This is a genomic window from Paraferrimonas sp. SM1919, from assembly GCF_010993985.1.
Taxonomy (GTDB): Bacteria; Pseudomonadota; Gammaproteobacteria; order Enterobacterales; family Shewanellaceae; genus SM1919.
Genome location: NZ_WINH01000010.1, coordinates 41,947 through 60,376, shown reverse-complemented (window position 1 = coordinate 60,376; position 18,430 = coordinate 41,947). Strand labels below are relative to the sequence as shown.

Annotated in this window: 19 protein-coding genes; 9 read left to right on the top strand and 10 right to left on the bottom strand. The window is 44.4% G+C overall.

The features are described 5' to 3' along the window. Positions 1-38: 38 nt before the first annotated feature. From GFB48_RS07820 to GFB48_RS07775, 10 genes are all read right to left on the bottom strand, one after another. Complete coding sequence (locus GFB48_RS07820) at positions 39-776, bottom strand: sulfite exporter TauE/SafE family protein (protein ID WP_205597699.1); 738 nt, start codon at positions 774-776, stop codon at positions 39-41. After that, positions 773-1,555 carry a HesA/MoeB/ThiF family protein gene (locus GFB48_RS07815; RefSeq protein ID WP_163933569.1) on the bottom strand — a complete coding sequence of 261 codons (783 nt, stop codon included), beginning with the start codon at positions 1,553-1,555 and terminating at the stop codon, positions 773-775. The genes GFB48_RS07820 and GFB48_RS07815 overlap by 4 nt, the downstream gene beginning before the upstream one ends. After that, on the bottom strand, positions 1,545-1,889 hold the full coding sequence (locus GFB48_RS07810; protein ID WP_163933566.1) for a hypothetical protein: 345 nt from the start codon (positions 1,887-1,889) through the stop codon (positions 1,545-1,547). Before GFB48_RS07810 ends, GFB48_RS07815 begins: the two co-directional genes overlap by 11 nt. Beyond that, positions 1,886-2,413, bottom strand: coding sequence for a molybdenum cofactor guanylyltransferase (locus GFB48_RS07805; RefSeq protein WP_163933564.1), 528 nt, complete (start codon positions 2,411-2,413; stop codon positions 1,886-1,888). Before GFB48_RS07805 ends, GFB48_RS07810 begins: the two co-directional genes overlap by 4 nt. A gap of 2 nt (positions 2,414-2,415) precedes the next feature. Further along, complete coding sequence (locus GFB48_RS07800; protein WP_163933561.1) at positions 2,416-2,928, bottom strand: molybdenum cofactor biosynthesis protein MoaE; 513 nt, start codon at positions 2,926-2,928, stop codon at positions 2,416-2,418. Further along, complete coding sequence (locus tag GFB48_RS07795; protein WP_163933558.1) at positions 2,929-3,189, bottom strand: MoaD/ThiS family protein; 261 nt, start codon at positions 3,187-3,189, stop codon at positions 2,929-2,931. Positions 3,190-3,195: 6 nt separating this feature from the next. Further along, positions 3,196-4,434, bottom strand: coding sequence for a gephyrin-like molybdotransferase Glp (gene glp / locus GFB48_RS07790; RefSeq protein ID WP_163933555.1), 1,239 nt, complete (start codon positions 4,432-4,434; stop codon positions 3,196-3,198). A gap of 3 nt (positions 4,435-4,437) precedes the next feature. Beyond that, the gene (moaCB, locus tag GFB48_RS07785; RefSeq protein WP_163933552.1) at positions 4,438-5,466 is read right to left on the bottom strand and encodes a bifunctional molybdenum cofactor biosynthesis protein MoaC/MoaB; all 1,029 of its coding nucleotides are present in this window, start codon (positions 5,464-5,466) and stop codon (positions 4,438-4,440) included. A gap of 22 nt (positions 5,467-5,488) precedes the next feature. Then, complete coding sequence (gene moaA, locus GFB48_RS07780) at positions 5,489-6,475, bottom strand: GTP 3',8-cyclase MoaA (RefSeq protein ID WP_163933549.1); 987 nt, start codon at positions 6,473-6,475, stop codon at positions 5,489-5,491. A 181-nt stretch (positions 6,476-6,656) separates the two neighbouring features. Then, the gene (locus tag GFB48_RS07775; protein ID WP_163933546.1) at positions 6,657-9,314 is read right to left on the bottom strand and encodes a nitrate reductase; all 2,658 of its coding nucleotides are present in this window, start codon (positions 9,312-9,314) and stop codon (positions 6,657-6,659) included. 390 nt (positions 9,315-9,704) lie between these two features. Here GFB48_RS07775 and cobA point away from each other — a divergent pair, with 390 nt between their 5' ends. From cobA to GFB48_RS07730, 9 genes are all read left to right on the top strand, one after another. Continuing rightward, a complete protein-coding gene (gene cobA, locus GFB48_RS07770) occupies positions 9,705-10,502 on the top strand; it encodes a uroporphyrinogen-III C-methyltransferase (protein WP_163933543.1) in 798 nt (265 codons plus the stop codon). Between the two features lie 10 nt (positions 10,503-10,512). Next, positions 10,513-13,035 carry a nitrite reductase large subunit NirB gene (gene nirB, locus GFB48_RS07765; RefSeq protein WP_163933541.1) on the top strand — a complete coding sequence of 841 codons (2,523 nt, stop codon included), beginning with the start codon at positions 10,513-10,515 and terminating at the stop codon, positions 13,033-13,035. Then, entirely contained in the window at positions 13,035-13,361 is a 327-nt protein-coding gene (gene nirD, locus GFB48_RS07760) for a nitrite reductase small subunit NirD (RefSeq protein ID WP_163933538.1), read from the top strand. Before nirB ends, nirD begins: the two co-directional genes overlap by 1 nt. A gap of 280 nt (positions 13,362-13,641) precedes the next feature. Beyond that, the gene (gene napF / locus GFB48_RS07755; RefSeq protein WP_163933534.1) at positions 13,642-14,115 is read left to right on the top strand and encodes a ferredoxin-type protein NapF; all 474 of its coding nucleotides are present in this window, start codon (positions 13,642-13,644) and stop codon (positions 14,113-14,115) included. Between the two features lie 11 nt (positions 14,116-14,126). After that, complete coding sequence (locus GFB48_RS07750) at positions 14,127-14,447, top strand: chaperone NapD (RefSeq protein ID WP_163933530.1); 321 nt, start codon at positions 14,127-14,129, stop codon at positions 14,445-14,447. Beyond that, positions 14,444-16,933, top strand: coding sequence for a periplasmic nitrate reductase subunit alpha (napA, locus tag GFB48_RS07745; RefSeq protein WP_163933527.1), 2,490 nt, complete (start codon positions 14,444-14,446; stop codon positions 16,931-16,933). Before GFB48_RS07750 ends, napA begins: the two co-directional genes overlap by 4 nt. A 1-nt stretch (position 16,934) precedes the next feature. Beyond that, entirely contained in the window at positions 16,935-17,384 is a 450-nt protein-coding gene (locus GFB48_RS07740) for a nitrate reductase cytochrome c-type subunit (protein WP_163933524.1), read from the top strand. A gap of 15 nt (positions 17,385-17,399) precedes the next feature. Next, entirely contained in the window at positions 17,400-17,990 is a 591-nt protein-coding gene (locus GFB48_RS07735) for a NapC/NirT family cytochrome c (protein WP_163933521.1), read from the top strand. 9 nt (positions 17,991-17,999) lie between these two features. Next, complete coding sequence (locus GFB48_RS07730; protein WP_163933519.1) at positions 18,000-18,128, top strand: TIGR02808 family protein; 129 nt, start codon at positions 18,000-18,002, stop codon at positions 18,126-18,128. Positions 18,129-18,430 lie beyond the last annotated feature (302 nt).

Here is an 18,430-nt window from a genome sequence, read left to right as displayed (position 1 = left end):
ACGACCTTGGTTGATGGTTCAGTAATATTTTAATAGGTTTAAAGCTTCAACAATAATCTCAGCGCCACAAACAACACTAATAATCCGGTCAATAGCGCTAACCCTTTGGGTTTGAACCAGTTGATGGATAAGCGAGTCCCCATTTGCCCACCCACGATAACCGCAATTAACAATGGCCAATAACTGACTAACTCTTGCAATTGCCATTGTTTGGTTAACTGCCCCAGCAGCCCAGAAATAGAGTTAACCAAAATAAACAATGACGCGGTTGAGGCAATATGTCTGGCTGTTCCGGCTCTTAGGTAGTACAAAATTGGCGCTAAAAATATGCCACCACCTATGCCTACCATGCCTGATAACAAACCTAAGCATCCGCCTAACAATGAAGTCTGCCAAATAGTCATTGGCTTAATGTTATCAATATCATCAGCATGACCAAGCGCGTCATAAACCAGCTTTATACCACTAAGTAACAGGCTAATTGCTAACAGCCATATAAACAGGTTTTTGCTAATTGGCAGCAAGCCACCAATAAATGCCATGGGCACAGAAGATAGCGCTAACGGATAGAAAAGAGTCCAATTAATTTGCTGATGACGGTAATAGTTAATGCTGTTGCCTACCACCACCGAAATATTACAACTCAGGGCAATCACTGGCAAAATGGCAAAGGGCACGCCCCACATAATCAATAGCGCTAGGTATGAAGAGCCGCCACCAAAGCCAATGCTGGCATAAATTAAAGCAACGAAAAAAAATAAAACCGCAAGCATCATTGGCGAAAATTAACAATATTAGTCGGTTGTTCAGAGCAAGCAGGGCATTGCTCTAGCTTTGGCAAGTTAAATTTATTAAGCTCCATATGGCCACCATCAAAAATGACCATGGTGCCAGAAAGGCTTGGTTCGATACCCACAATCTCTTTAATAACCGTCATTGCCTGCATTGAGCCAAGTACGCCGACTACAGGCGCTAATACTCCAGATTGATGGCACTTAGGTGTGGCCTCAGGACTGGGCAGTTCAGGGTAAAAGCACTGATAACAAGGATGCTCGCCACCAAGATAAGGCTTAAAGGTAGACAATTGACCACTTAACCCCATCACTGCTGCCGACACTAAAGGCACTCTTAATTGCATACAGGTTTTTGCCACCAAAAAACGGGTTTCAAAATTGTCACAGCCGTCAGCGACAATATCTGCCTTGCTAATCAGCTCTTGGGCGTTATCTTCAGTTAAACGCTCGGTAATGGCTTCATATTGCAGATCGGGGTTTATGTCATACAAACGTTCACAAGCGACGTTGGCTTTGTAACAGCCAATATCCGCCTCTTCAAACAAAGTCTGCCTTTGTAAATTTGACAACTCAATATAATCATCATCAATCACAGTGATCTTGCCCACGCCCGAACTGGCAAGGTACTGTAACAAAGGCGCTCCTAAACCACCTGCGCCAATCACCAATACTGATGCATCTAGCAGCTTTTGTTGCCCCTGTTCGCCTATCTCTGGTAAAGATATGTTGCGTGCATAACGCACCTGTTGACTATGATACACCCTGTTTTCTCTTATTCTTTTGGTCGCGAATATCCACATCAATCGCCAAACTAAAAGCCTGTCCGGCGATATTTATCCCTTGAGCTATTGCCGCTTTAGTGGGTAACTGGTTCATATAATGTTCAAACTCAGCTTGGCTGATTTGCAAAGTAATTTGATTGTCTTGCTGCATCAAAGCGAGCTTTTGTGGCTGCTGAGCTAGTTCAAGTTGCAAATGATAGGGGTTTAGTCCCCAAATAACTTGCTGACATAGCAGCCCTTGCTCAGCCAATTGCTTGGCTTGAACCAGGCTGATGCGCACATGCAATGATTGATTATCGAGTCTTATTCTCATGGTAGCTGCTGCCACTGACTGGGGGTGTTGACGTTGATCAACTGTTGCCTTTGACTGGTTTCCAGCGCCAGCGCCCCTACATCCTTCAAGAAAGCCGCAATAGCTAGGTCTTTGCCTTCATCTAAACGTTGCTTTAGTAAAGCCTGGGTTGTGCCATTATTGACCAACATAAAAGGTAATGGATTATCAATAAAATGTACCCCTTGGGCATGCTGATTGACGATCAATTGCTGCAGCAAGCTAGGCAGCACTAAAGGCATATCCACCGCCATAAACAATAGATAGGCATGCTCTTCTAAAGCAAGCATACTGGAATAAATCCCCCCCAAAGGCCCCATGTTTTGATAGCTATCACCAATATGCTCTGGGTGGGAGTAGTAGACTTGGTGGATGCCACTTAAGGTTAGGGTGTGGTGGCTGTGCTCAAGTAACGTGCGGCCATGGTAAACCAGTGCCGCTTTGTCTTGGCCCATGCGAGAGGACTTGCCTCCTGCTAAAACCACCCCTACGACTGGCTCAAGCATAATTACTTATTGTTCTCAGTATGTTTATGGACATGATTGTGAGCATGCTTAGAAGAGTCATGATTGTGATGGCAAAGCTCACACCCCTGAGTCCAATCACTGTCACCATCAGCATAATGCTCAAGCTTCCAAATTGGGCTACGGTGTTTGATTTCTTCAATCACATAACGACAAGCCGCAAAGGCTTCCACACGATGGGGAGACGCCGCCGCAATCACAATAGAAATGCCGCCCACATCTAAACGTCCTTTCGCATGGCTAACGTATAAATTCAGTTTTGGTCCCCACTGCTGCATCGCCTCTTGGCAGATTTCAGTGAATGATTGCTTCGCAAGAGGTTCAAAAACATCATAACTCACCCCAAGCACATCTTTGCCTTGGTTAAGATCACGTACCGTGCCAACAAATAGTACCTCTGCACCGCACTCATTGGTGGTGACAAACCCTAAAGACTCAGCTACATCAAGCTGCTTATCGGTAACGTCTCTAACTTCAACCAATACCTTGTTAGCCATTTAGCCTCCTGAAACTGGCGGTAAAATTGCGTACACAGTCTCTGACTTAAGCTTAGCCGATTCTGCTAATACACTTTGTTCATCCGCAAAACGCGAGCTTTGCAGTAGGGCATCGTTGTCAAAGCCCTGAGGTAACTGCTTTAGGGCTTGTTTAAAGGCAATTCTAAGGTCGCTTACCTTAGGACTGTCTGTGTTAAGGGTCACATCAATCTGCTGACCAAATGGCCGAAAGGCCCCAAAAAGTTTTACGCTAATAATCATAGTTTCTTAAAGAGTTAACTGCACTGGAGATAAGGGATAAACGGTTACTATCTGTTGTTCATACTGCTTAGCGGGCTCATCCAACACGACCCAGCAATTGGCTTTTAATAGTGGCTGAATTTTAAAGGATTCCTGCCCCGGTAATATTTCAGCCTGTAATTGGCCTTGGCTATCTACGGACATTAACCCCTTAGCAAAAAACCTAAACTTGTGTTTTTTGTTAAACGGCTTTGCCAACTTAGCCATTATGGGTTGCTCAACTGGCAACCCCTGTAAGGTACGAATTAATGGATATACAAAAAATCGAAAACCCACCACCGATGAAATGGGGTTACCAGGCAAACCAAAGTAATGGCAGCCATTTTCAAAACGGGCATATAAAATAGGCTTACCCGGACGAATTTGGACCTTGTGGTACTCAATAATCGCCCCAAGTTTGCGAAGTGAATCGGGAATAAAATCGTGCCTTCCCGCGGATACCGCTCCAGTTGAGATAATAATATCCTGAGATTCAATTAATGAACTTAATGAATCTTCAAAAAGCTCGGGATCATCAGCAAATGCGCCCACATAATCGGCATCAATTCCCAATTCAGCGCAGCATTGCTGTAAATATGGCGTATTTGAATTGCGTATTTGTCCTGGGAGTAATTCTTTAGTTGGGTCGTCCTGCAGCTCGGTGCCAGTCGCTATCAAAGCCACTTCTGGCGGCCTAGTGACCTCGACCGTTGCCTTGCCAATGGCCGCAAGAGCCATAATATGGGGCGCTTCAATAATATCCCCCTTGGCAATTAATATATCCCCTTGGTGAATATCTTCACCGGCCAGGCGAATATTATTAAAAGCAGGTACGCTAGCACTAAAGCTGACCACTGCTGGGTAACCATTGGCTTGGCGCTCGAGTACCTCAACATCTTCTACTTTGACTACCGCATCATAGCCACTTGGCACTGGTGCCCCGGTCATGATCTCCCAAGCTTGCCCTAACCCTGCACTTGGGGCGTCTCCAGCGACACTATCCCCCGCCACTTTCATGATCACTGGCGCCTGCTCAGAAGCATTAGCAAGTTCACTGGACACCACCGCAAAGCCATCCATCGCAGAGTTCGCAAAAGGAGGAACATTCACGCTGCTTTTAATGTCTTTGGCGCTGACATAGGCTTGGGCTGCACCAATGGGCACAGCCATAGACTGTAATGGTTGTGCTTGATTAATTATTTCTAACGCTTGTGGGTAACTGATCATGGTTTATCCGCAGATATTATCGTTATTGATTTGATGTCCCAACAGCTTTAGACAATGTGGTAATAATCCTTTCAGCGCTTCAATGCCATCTTTAACGCCACCGGTAGAGCCTGGCAGAGTCAACACCAAGGTGTCATCAATAACCGCCGCCACACTGCGGCTTAACCAAGCCGTTGGCACATTTTGGGCACCGCTTGAACGTAATAGCTCACCAATCCCTGGAATAATAAACTTGGCCATCGAAGTGATGGTGGCTACGGTGATATCCCTTGGAGCAATCCCTGTCCCACCCGTGGTCACAATGAGCTGCGCCCGGGTTCTCATACTATCTATGGTATGACTTAATACCTTGGCCTCATCAGCAATAACCTGATAATCAACAAGGTTTGCCCCAAGTTGTTGTAATTGCTCACACAACCAAGCCCCTGAACGGTCTTGATATTCGCCCTTTGAGGCGCGATCGCTTAAAGTCACTACTGCAACATTAATATTTGCAAGCAATGGTTGAGATTTGGTTTCAATAAAGGGGCTAAGCTCTTCTGGTACGCCATCCGGGTGCAACCATAAACCTTTTTTGCCGCCCTCCTTTAATAACAACCGCGAGTCTGACATGGTTAAGGCTGGCTCGACTGGCTTAGTTAAATCGTAAAGGGTTAATAAGGCTGCCTGCACGCCAGCTAAGGCTTCCATTTCAACACCTGTTTTCGCCGTCGTCGCGACTACCACATAAATGGCGACTGATTTGGTTGCCGGCTCTAACTGGGGAAATACCGCGACATGATCAAGTAATAATGGATGACACATTGGCATTTGCTGCCAAGCATTTTTAGCCCCTTGCACCCCGGCAATCTCAGACAGTTTTAACACATCACCTTTAGGCAGGGTCTGTTCGCTAATGTGCTTATAGCCAACCTCGCCCACATAAATGCGCCCCATGGCAACGGCTCTTCTAAACGTGGCTTGTTTTTTGGTGATGTCAGCCATGTGATAGCTGGATTGCTCAAAGAACTGATTAATGTTTTGTATTTTCATTATTTAATTTTTCTATTTTAAATTAACCACCGATAATGGATAAATTGGTGGTTACCCCTGTGTCCCCAACGGCTAAAAAATGCGAAGACGCTTTATAGTTCAATTGCTCTTGGATACAGCTGATTAATTGCGGTTGTTGTTCAGGCCTTTGTAATAGTGGCCTTAGGCTCACGCCCTGCTCACCAAATAAACACAAACGCAGATCGCCAACCGAAGTCACCCGTAAACGATTACAGCCAGTACAAAAATCCTTGGAATAAGGGGAGATAAACCCCAAAGTGCCTTGGTAATCACTATGATAATATTCTACAGCTGGACCATCGGCACTGGCTTTAATTTTTGGCTGCCAGCCCCCTGCTTCTAATTGGCGATACAGCACCTCATTGGCGACATGGTGCTTTTTAAAATAAGTTAAGTTATCGCCGGTTTGCATCAATTCAATAAAGCGAACCGACACCTTTTTGTGTTTTACATATTCTAAGAACTGCGGCAGTTGTTGGTCATTGACCCCCTTTAACAACACCGCATTGAGCTTTATCTTGGCAAACCCAAGTTCAAGTGCTTTATCTATCCCCTTAAGAATACTGGCTAACTTATTGTGACCTGTAAGTTGATAAAAACGTTGTTGATCCAGAGTATCTACACTGACATTTAAATGGGTTAATCCAGCTAAAAACCATTTTTGAACTTGTTTTTCTAGGCGATAACCATTCGTTGTAAGGGCTACTTGGCTCACATTAGGATGGTTGGCAACAGCCTTTACTATCTCCACAAAATCTCTGCGTAATGTAGGCTCACCACCTGTTAATCTAACCTTATAAGTGCCTAGTTCAGTAAAAGCATCGACCAAGTTAATAATTTCTTGACGGCTCAAAAAGCTTGGCTTACTACTGCAGCGTTTAAAACCATCAGGCAAGCAGTAGTCACAACTGAAGTTGCACACATCAGTCAAAGACAGCCTTAAATAAGGAAATGTACGGCCAAAATTATCCGTTAAAGCCTGAGCCATTAGATTGATTTACCTATAAAATATAGCCTTACCAGTAGGATATTTTTACCCAACCAGCAAAACAAAATGTTTATTAAAACCTAACACATTTATTTGAATTTTGCTTCCCGTGGATGATTTTTTAAAGCTATTCTAATATCGTTCATCTCAAACTATGATGTGCGCCGCAAAATGATGCCAACTAATATGAGATTGATGCCACTTCATCTAGTATTTGTTGAAGTTGGCCAATGCAAGATCCGCAACCTCGACCAGCACCCGTTTTATTGCCAAGTTGATTGACACTAGAAGCATCATTTTGTTCTATAGCATCAGTTATCTGCTTGAGTCTGACCTGTTTGCAACTGCAAACAATAGGGCCTAAAGATAAACTGGCACAACCTTTTTGTTTTAGTAAACTTAGCTGTAAATCTTCCATGGAAACAGCATCTAAACTCATTTCTAAAAATTGATTTTCAATAGTAAGCTTGGTTGCAACTATTAAGTTAGCACACAGCTTGTCTTCTTGAAAAAAAAGCTTGTTAGAACGACTAAAATGTTGATGTTGCCATATTTTATTTACCCCTAGTTGTTCGCTGATAACCTCATCAAGATACTGCTGCAGTGACATTACCGATTGACGACTGCTTATCTGATACAAAAATCCACCCGCTATAGTTTGTACCACCCAATAATCAAACTCCTTCATATCCAATTGCTTAGTTGTAGCGAGTAGCGCTTGCGATTGGGCGCTGTAGTTTTCCAGCCTCACCGGCGTCGCCTTTAATTGTGGCTGTCCTGAGATGGGATCCGTTAATGCTTGTGTTAACCTACTGGGATTAACCCCACTGGAATTACTGTTGCTCCAGTGAATGGGCATAAATAACTCTTTAGCTCTTAATCCTTTATCTATTTGTATTTTGAGCACCAATTTTTGCTGTTGACTCACAACTGAAACTAGTTGACCTGAACTAAAGTTAAGTGCTTGAGCATCCGTCTCACTAATATGCAATAAAGGTTCACTATAATGATTACTCAATTGATTGACCAAGCCAGTGCGAGTTAGCGTGTGCCAATGATCCCGCACTCGCCCACTATTTAATAAAAAAGGAAATTGACTGCTATCCATAATGGCTTGATTTTGGGTTGTCGGCACAAAATTTGCTCGCCCCGTCGCCGTGAAAAATTGATTATCCGTAAATAACCTTTGCGTCGTCATCCCCATTGTCAAAATGGGCCATTGACTAGGCTTAAATTGTTGATACTGTTCATCAGTGATATCTTTAAGTCCTGCTAAATTTAAGTCTCTAAATAACTCTGATTGTCCAAAAGCAGTCAAGCCACAATGCTCTCGAAAAATATCCGCTTCACTTTGATAATCAAAATATTCGCCAAAGCCCATAGCCTTAGCAACATTAACGATTATCTTCCAATCGGGCAAAGCTGCGCCAGGGGAGCTAACCAGTTTTCTCTGCCTCGAAATACAGCGTTCTGAATTGGTGACCGTGCCAGATTTTTCTCCCCATCCCTGTGCAGGTAGCTTCACATTTGCAAAAGCGAGGGTATCGTTTTGTTTAACCACATCGGAGACAATCACTAACGGACATTTCTCGAGTGCTTGAGCGACATAATCACTATTCGGCATACTTACTACGGGATTGGTTCCCATAATCCAAATTGCTTTAATTTTTCCTGAAGCGACTTGTTCAAACATTTCTACCGCTTTTAAACCAGGTTTACTCGCCATTGTGCTTGCCTGCCAATATTGAGACACTAATTTTGCAGCTTGGGGATCATCAAAATCCATATGAGCAGCCAACATATTAGACAACCCACCTACTTCACGTCCCCCCATCGCATTTGGCTGCCCGGTCACTGAAAATGCGGTAGCCCCTGGCTTGGCAAACTTGCCGGTTGCTAAATGACAATTAATGATGCTATTTACCTTATCGGTACCTTGTAATGACTGATTAACTCCCTGAGAAAATATCGTCACTGCCTTTGCAGTTGTAGCAAAGTTATCAAAAAAGTCTTGCAGTTGTGCTACTCCAATATCGGTATATTGGGCCAATTTATGGATGTCAGCCCATGATTTTGCTTGCAGCAATGCTTCATCAAAACCTTGGGTATATTGTTCGATATAATCAGTATCGATATGATGATTTAGGGCTAAATACGCCAATAAACCATTAAACAAAGCGACATCTGTGTTGGCTTTTATTGATAAATGCAAGTCTGCAATTTCACAGCTCGGAGTATGTCTGGGATCGATCACTATGACTTTGAGTTTAGGGTTGTTTTCCTTAGCGGTTTTTATGCGTTGAAATAAAATTGGGTGACACCAAGCCAAATTAGAACCCACCAGCACCAATAAATCACAAAGCTCTAGATCTTGATAACAGCCAGAGACGCTATCAAAACCAAAGGCACGCTTATGCCCTGCGACTGCTGATGACATACAAAGTCTTGAATTAGTATCAATATTGCCACTCCCAATAAACCCCTTAAGAAGCTTATTAGCAACATAATAGTCTTCGGTCAGCAATTGCCCAGAGACATAAAATGCTATCGCATCGGCACCATGTTGATTCACGATTTGCTTAAACTGCTTAGCAATAAAATCGCTGCTTTCAGCCCAGCTGTGGACCTGTCCATTAATGCTAGGATAGAGCAATCTAGACTCCAACGTGAGGCTATCTGCTAAGGTTCTGCCCTTCGAACAAAGTGCACCTAAATTGGCAGGGTGACTGGCATCTCCTCGCAATTCAAGTTTACCTGCTAGATTGACTTTGGCCTCGATACCACAGCCAACGCCGCAATAAGCGCAGGTTGTTTTTGTCCACGGGGATTGATTTTGCATATTTCGGTTCTTCAATTGATCGCTGTAAGTAAAACACAGCAATTAACTCGCCAAATACAAGTTAAAATAACTAAACCAAATAAAAACCATTAATTTACAATAGGTTAAATTTATGGATTAACATTACTATCCTATATTGCAACAACCATTTGTTTTGCAAAGGCAAATTCTCACCATTTTGGAGCAATCACTTTATTCAAAGCCCCATCCTGCAGCAGAAATATTGAAAATACCCCACCAGTCACAGCCATAAAACTTTTCAGAACCCAGATATTCTAAATTAAACCAATACAAAACATATGCTTAGCGCATGGTTAAGTTTTGTTCACCCAAGGCTGGCACCTTGTTTGCCTGAATAACAGTATCCATTTCTTTCAATGCGGGTGTTCTATGGCAAAGCCAGCAACAACAAATATAGCTAAAGTCGATATCGTCGGTGCAGGCCCTGGAGATCCAGAACTGCTGACCCTAAAAGCCTTCAATAGCATTAAAAATGCTCAGGTTATTTTATTTGATTACCTAGTTAGTCCTGCTATTAGGCAGCTATTTCCCGCAACCGCTGAGTCTATTTGTGTAGGTAAAGCCAAAGGTTCACATAGCTTAGATCAAGACTCGATTAATCAATTAATGATCAATAAAGCCAAGCAAGGCTTAAGGGTATGCCGTTTAAAAGGGGGGGACCCTTTTATTTTTGGTCGTGGTGCTGAAGAGATGCTTGCTCTAAAACAAGCAGGCATTACTAGTCAGTGTATTGCAGGAGTCAGTGCTGCTACAGGAGCTAGCACCAGCTCTGGTTTTCCTTTAACTCACAGAGGGATATCTCAGGGGTGTACCATGATAACGGCACACGCCGAAAAAGAGCTCACAATGAATTGGCAAGCACTGGCCACCTTAAACCACACTTTAGTGTTCTACATGGGGCTCACCAAAGCCAACGTCATTTCCAGCCAGTTAAGGCTTCATGGCCTTTGCGCTAATACTCCAACTGCAATTATCTATCGTGGCAGTCAACCCCAGCAACAGACTTTTCATTGCCACCTCAAAGATCTAAGCAAGTGTATTAGTCAACATAAAATAAATTCCCCTGCACTAATTGTTGTCGGTGAAGTTACCCACTTGGCCGAACAGTTAAGTTTGCAACCAACACATATTCAATCCGAAGGGCAGCCCCTTCCTATTACCGCATAAGGATACTGCTATGAATAAAAGCAAAGTTTTAGTCATTGGCAATGGCATGGTAGGCCATCGCTTTATTGAGGATCTGTGTTTGCTAGATAGCGATAAACAGTTCCAAATCACCACTTTCGCCGAAGAACCAAGACTGGCCTATGATAGGGTTCAACTTAGTAGTTATTTTACTGGTAATAGTGCCGATGATTTAGCATTAACTACTGCTGCGAATTATCAGCAACAACAAGTGAGCTTCTTAGTTAACAATAAAGTTATCCAAATTAATCCAACGGCCAAAAGCATCACAACCGCCAATGGCCAGTGTTATGAATATGATAAATTAGTCTTAGCAACTGGTTCTTATCCATTTGTCCCTCCAATTCCTGGTAATGATGGCGAGCACTGTCATGTGTATCGCACCATTGAAGACTTAGAAGCGATCAAATCTTCAGCCCACGTCAGCAAATCTGGGGTGGTTATTGGTGGCGGCCTTTTAGGCCTAGAGGCTGCTAACGCCCTTAAGCAACTGGGGCTAGAAACCCATGTGATTGAGTTTGCACCCAAATTAATGGCGGTGCAGCTTGATGATGGTGGCGCCAGCTTGCTCCGTAGAAAGATTGAAAAATTGGGGGTGCAGGTGCATACCTCAAAAGCGACCACAGAGATCATCAGCGGTGAGCAGCACAGATATCGCCTTAACTTTAGTGATGGCAGCTTTGTAGAAACCGACACCATTGTATTTTCTGCCGGTATTCGCCCCCAGGATGATCTCGCCAAAGCCTGTGGATTAACCCTCGGTGAGCGTGGTGGCATCGTGATCAATCAACACTGTCAAACCTCCCATCCAGATATTTATGCGATTGGTGAATGCGCCCTTTTTGATAACAAAATATTTGGCCTAGTCGCTCCAGGCTATGACATGGCCAATGTGGCTGCTAACCATCTGCTTGGGCAACCTAAAAGCTTTAATGGCGCCGACATGAGCACAAAATTAAAGTTACTAGGGGTGGATGTGGCCTCTATTGGCGATGCCCATGGCAACACCCCAGGTTCAATGACGTTTAGCTATGATGATGGTGTTGAACAAATTTATCAAAAGTTGGTGGTATCTGAAGACGGCCGCAAGTTGCTTGGCGCAGTCTTAGTTGGTGATACCAGCAAGTATGGCAACCTACTGCAAATGATGCTCAATGATATGGACTTGCCTGAAAACCCAGGCACATTGATCACCCCTAGCGCCAATGGCGATGAAGCCATGGGAGTGGACGCCCTCCCCGATAGTGCTCAAATCTGCTCATGCTATAACGTATCCAAAGGTGATATCGCCCAAGCGGTGAGTGCTGGTCACTGTGATATGGCCGCGATTAAAGCCAGCACCAAGGCCTCTAGTGGCTGTGGCGGCTGCGCAGCGTTAACCAAGCAAGTGTTAGATGCTGAACTGGCCAACCTAGGCATGGAAGTCAATACCGATATTTGTGAGCACTTTGCCTATTCAAGGGTCGAGCTGGCCGATATCGTACGGGTGAAAAAGATTAAAACCTTTGATGCCCTGTTAGACGAATACGGCAGTGGCCTTGGTTGTGATATTTGTAAACCTGCGGTCGGGTCAATTTTAGCGTCTTTTTGGAATGATTATATTCTCGAACAAGAACATATTGGTTTACAGGACACCAATGATATTTACCTAGGTAATATGCAAAAGGACGGCAGCTATTCAGTGGTGCCTAGGGTACCTGCAGGTGAGATCACTCCTGATAAATTAATTGTATTAGGGCAAGTAGCTAAAGATTACGATCTTTACACCAAGATCACCGGCGGCCAAAGGGTGGATTTATTTGGTGCCCAATTGCATGAACTGCCACAAATTTGGCGTCGCCTTATTGATGCTGGCTTTGAAACGGGCCACGCCTATGGCAAATCCTTACGTACGGTAAAATCCTGTGTTGGTGACAGCTGGTGTCGCTATGGCGTGCAAGATTCAATGACCATGGCGATTGATTTAGAAAATCGCTATAAGGGCCTACGCTCCCCCCATAAATTAAAATTCGCCGTTTCCGGTTGTACCCGCGAATGCGCCGAAGCCCAATCTAAAGATATCGGCGTGATAGCCACCGAAGCGGGCTGGAATTTGTATGTGGCCGGTAACGGCGGCATGCGCCCCCGCCATGCTGAGCTGTTTGCCAGCGATATTGATACTGACACTCTGATTAAATACATCGACCGCATTTTAATTTTCTATGTTCGTACCGCCGATCGGCTGCAGCGTACTTCGGTGTGGATGGAAAACCTTGAGGGCGGTTTAGATTACCTAAAGAGTGTCATCATTGATGACAAATTGGGCCTTAACGATGAACTTGAACAGCAAATGCAGCATGTGATTGGCACTTACCAATGTGAGTGGAAAACCACTATCGAATCACCACAAATGCTCAAACGCTTTAATCACTTCATCAACAGTGACGCATCTGATAGCAGCCTTAACTATACCCGCGAGCGTGGCCAGAAACGCCCGAGTCGTCAGCACGAAATTAAGATATTGGAGATCAACTAATGACAACATGGACACAAGTGTGCCAAATCAACCAGCTTATTCCAGAAACAGGCGTGTGTGTTCTGGTCGCAGGAAAACAAATTGCCATTTTTTATTCCAAACCACTTAACCAGTTATTTGCTGTTGATAATTTCGATCCCATTGGAAAAGCCCATGTGCTCTCAAGGGGGATCATTGGCTCCCAAGGTAAACAAATTATCGTTGCCTCACCCCTTTATAAGCAAAGGTATTGCCTTGAGACTGGTCAATGCCTGGACAGCCCAGAGGTTCGGATAAATACTTACCCAATCAGATTGGTACAAAACACTATTGAACTGCAAGTCTGATCAATAGATAACAACACTTGTCGGTTTTTCTATCATTTGTCTTGCTACAAATATTAGTAATCCAATGTTTTTGATAATCAAAACCGGCAAGCCATCACAGCTTTATTAACCTCTAAAAATATCTTCTATATCATTCTAAATAAATCGATGATGCTCACGTTTTATGTGTTATTTCGGTAACTTATCTCGAATAGATCAACTATTGTTTAATCGTGAGTATTCATTATTTATAAAGCTAAACTACACTTAAACCTATAAAAATAATATAGGGTTCACCACTTTGGAACTTTCGAAACGAAAACTGTTCAGTCCCAAAGCGACAGAGACTAATGTTAGCTTGCCTTGGATAAAAAACTTAGACAACTTCTGCTCACAATGCAGTCAATGTGGTGAGTGCATCAGTGCTTGTCCGCAAAACATCATCGTAAAAGGCGATGGCGGCTTTCCTAGCATTGACTTCCGTCTTGGTGAGTGTGATTTTTGCTACAAATGTGCCGGTGCCTGTCCCGATAATCTCTTCAATCCCCAAGATAGCTCCCCATGGCAACAAAAAGCGTCTATAAATAAACTATGCTTATTAGAAAATGGCGTTGAATGTCGCAGTTGTGGCGATTCTTGTCCAGAAATGGCTATCACTTTCAAGTTACAGATTGGACGCCCAGCAAAAGCTGAAATTAATCAACAAGCCTGTAGTGGATGCGGAGCCTGTGTTGCCGATTGCCCCACTTCAGCCGTCGAAATAATACAACTGTAGGAATAGAACTCATGTCTTTAGCTGAAGTACATATCTCCAGCCTGATTGTTCAAGTTAGCCCAGATAAGCTAGCCCAGACTAAAGCCAGCATTGAAGCCATGCCAGAGGCCGAAGTCTACGGCGAAAGTGATATCGGTAAATTAGTTGTAGTGCTAGAAACCCAAACCCATGGCTTTATTACTGACATAATCGAAAAAATTAATAACTTTGATGGCGTGCTGACGACCACCATGGTTTACCACCAAATCGACCAAGATCCAGAAGAAGGGGCGCTTTTTTACGAAGCAGCAGGTTCTGCTTCAGCGCCAACGTTGAATGAGGAACAAGCATGAAACTTTCAAGGCGTGAATTTATTAAGTCTAATGCCGCTCTATCTGCGGCCGCGCTAGCCGGTATTACACTACCTGCAACGGCGACTAATCTAATCGCGAGCCGAGATGAATCCAAAATAAAATGGGATAAAGCTCCTTGTCGGTTTTGTGGTACCGGTTGCTCGGTTCTGGTAGGTACCCAAGAGGGCCGCGTCGTTGCCACTCAGGGTGACCCAGAATCTCCCGTTAATAAAGGGCTTAATTGCATCAAAGGCTACTTCCTTTCAAAAATCATGTACGGTGAAGACCGCCTGACACAGCCATTACTAAGAATGAAAGATGGCAAGTTTGATAAGAGCGGTGACTTTGCACCTATAAGCTGGGATACCGCCTTTGACATTATGGCAGAAAAATGGAAAGCGGCCTTGAAAGCCAAAGGGCCCACTAGTGTGGGCATGTTTGGCTCAGGTCAATGGACTGTTATGGAAGGCTACGCTGCCGCGAAAATGATGAAGGCCGGTTTCCGTTCCAATAATATTGACCCTAACGCTCGCCACTGTATGGCTTCAGCTGTTGGTGGCTTTATGCGAAGCTTTGGTATTGATGAGCCAATGGGCTGTTACGACGATTTTGAAAACGCCGACTGTTTCGTGCTTTGGGGCTCGAACATGGCTGAGATGCACCCTATTTTATGGACCCGCATCACCGACCGTCGTTTATCCCACCCCCACGTTAAAGTAAACGTACTTTCGACTTATTACCATAGATCGTTCGAATTGGCCGACCATGGTTACATTTTCAAGCCACAAACCGATTTAGCTATCGCCAACTTTATTGCTAATTACATCATTGAAAATGATGCGGTGAATTGGGACTTTGTTAATAAGCACACCCACTTCAAGCAAGCGACCACAGATATTGGCTATGGCTTGCGGGATGAGCACCCGCTGCAGCAAGAGGCTAAAAATGCCAACTCGGGTAAGATTGACAGCATCAACTTTGAACAATACAAAAATTCTGTTGCCCCTTACACCCTCGAAAAAACCGCAGAAATGACAGGGCTAAGCGAAGAAAAGCTGTTAACTCTTGCGAAGCAATTTGCCGATCCAAACACCAAGGTCATGTCGCTGTGGACCATGGGTATGAACCAACATACCCGGGGTGTCTGGATGAACTCTCTGGTTTACAACATTCACCTATTAACAGGTAAGATCTCTACTCCGGGCAATAGTCCGTTCTCATTAACCGGACAACCATCAGCCTGCGGTACGGCTAGGGAAGTCGGCACCTTTGCTCACCGCTTACCAGCGGATATGGTGGTCACTAACCCTAAGCACAGAAAGCATGCTGAACACCTATGGAAAATTCCAGAGGGCACCATTCCGGCAAAACCGGGGTTCCATGCGGTACTGCAAGACCGTAAATTAAAAGACGGTGAGTTAAACGCTTACTGGGTAATGTGTAACAACAATATGCAGGTTGGTCCTAACATTAATGAGGAGCGCTTACCTGGTTACCGTGACCCACAAAACTTCATCGTCTGTTCAGACCCTTATCCTACCGCCACGGCACAAGCGGCAGATCTAGTGCTACCAACCGCGATGTGGGTCGAAAAGGAAGGCGCTTATGGTAATGCCGAGCGCCGCACCCAGGCTTGGTACCAACAAGTAGAAGCACCAGGAGATGCTAAATCTGATTTATGGCAAATCATGGAGTTCTCGAAACGATTCAAAATCGAAGAAGTATGGCCTGAGGAGTTAATTGCCACAATGCCAGAAGTTCGAGGCAAGAGCATGTATGAAGTGCTTTTTAGAAATGGCCAAGTGGATAAGTATCCTTTATCTGAAGCGCAAGCCCTTAACCATGACGCCCGTGATCAAGGCTTTTACCTGCAAAAGGGTCTATTTGAAGAATATGCCAGCTTTGGTCGAGGTCATGGCCATGATCTCGCCCCCTACGATCATTACCACCAAGTGCGTGGCCTGCGCTGGCCTGTGGTTGATGGCAAAGAAACCCAATGGCGCTTCCTTGAAGGTTCAGATCCTTACGTCGCGAAGGGCAAAGGTTTCGAATTCTATGGCAAACCTGATGGTAAAGCATGGATTATTTCAGCGCCGTATGAGGCGCCACCAGAAACCCCTGATAATGAACATGACCTATGGCTATGTACCGGCCGAGTGCTTGAGCATTGGCACTCCGGCACCATGACACGCCGTGTACCTGAGCTGTATAAAGCGGTACCAGACGCCCTTTGTTATATGCATCCTGCGGATGCCAAAGCCCGTGGCGTTCGCCGTGGTGACGAGGTATTGATCAGTAACAAACGTGGTGAAGTGCGGGTTAGGGTGGAAACCCGTGGTCGTAACAAGCCGCCAAAAGGTCTAGTGTTTGTGCCGTTTTTCGATGCTCGTATTTTGATCAACAAACTGATTTTAGATGCGACCGATCCACTGTCAAAACAGACTGACTTTAAAAAATGCCCAGTGAAAATCACTAAGGTGGCCTAACATGATGAAGAAATTAATTTTAATCCTTGTGGCACTAACCTTAGCTGCCAGTTTTCAACTGTTAAGTGCTGGTGGTATAGGTGGACTGGAGTCTTTACGTGGCAGTTCTGAACTGTCACATACTCGACCTGCCGATCCACTTAAGAAAGTTCCTAGAGATCAATATGATATTGAAAGTAACTATGTTTTCCAACCACCGCTAATCCCGCACCATATTCGCAATTATGAATTATCGCTAAATGCCAATATGTGTCTAGCATGTCACGGTTGGAAGAACGCTAAGGAAATGGGAGCCACCAAAATAAGTGTTACTCATTTTACCGATAGAGATGGCAATGTTTTGGCAGATGTTTCACCAAGACGTTATTTCTGCGTTCAGTGTCATGTGCCACAAAACGATGCTCGTCAGCTTGTCGGCAATACCTTTAAACGTGTTAAATCACTCCAGTAACCAAAGTGAACCGACATGAAAGCTATTATACGAAAATTCAAGCAATTCTGGGCAGTTTTAAAGCGCCCAAGTAAAGCCGCTGTTGGGTTAGTGTTGTTTATGGGGTTTATGGGTGGTCTGCTGTTTTGGGGAGCATTCAACACTGGCATGGAATACACTAATACTGAAGAATTCTGTGTCCAATGCCATGCCCCAATTGTTGAAGAAATTCAAGAAACCATACATTATGCTAACCGCTCAGGGGTACGGGCCATCTGTTCAGACTGCCATGTTCCCCATGAGTGGACAGATAAAATTGTCCGTAAAGTACAGGCTTCCAAAGAATTATTTGCTCACTTTGTGCTGCAGACCATTAATACTCCTGAGAAGTTCCAAGCTCGTCGTGGTCACCTTGCCGAGCGTGAATGGGCTCGCTTAAAGAAAAATGACTCACTCGAGTGTCGAAACTGTCACAATTTTGAATATATGGATTTTTCAGAACAGAGCCCACGCAGTGCTAAGCAACATTCCACTTCACTCGCAAGCGGTAAATACACCTGTGTCGATTGTCATAAGGGGATTGCCCATAACTTGCCAGATATGCACAAAGTAGAAGGCTGGCAGTAAGGAGAAAGCATGAGTACTTTAGAATCGGTTATTTGGCATGTGCTTGGATACAGCGCAATGCCGGTTATTATCCTGACTGGGTTTGCAGCGGTTGCTGCAGTCTCGGTTTGGATCCTTTCGAAGACAGCGGATAAATAGAAACGAGATCCGAGGGCGCTTCGCTTCGAGAAACGAGGTGAATTGCGATTACGGAATACGGAATACGGAGTACAGAGTACAGACTGTCCGTAATCCGTCTTCTATCATCTGTCATCTAAAACAAAGCCAGAGCAATTGCTCTGGCTTTTTTATGGATACTGATTCGGTAATCTGTAATCAGGAATTAGTATTCTTCTATCCGCTTTTTACAAGGCTTGCAAAGTGATAACAAGGCGCTGAGAAAACGAGCCCGGGGAGCATAGCTTGCCTATGTGACTCGGGTCGTTTTCGAAAGCAACGCA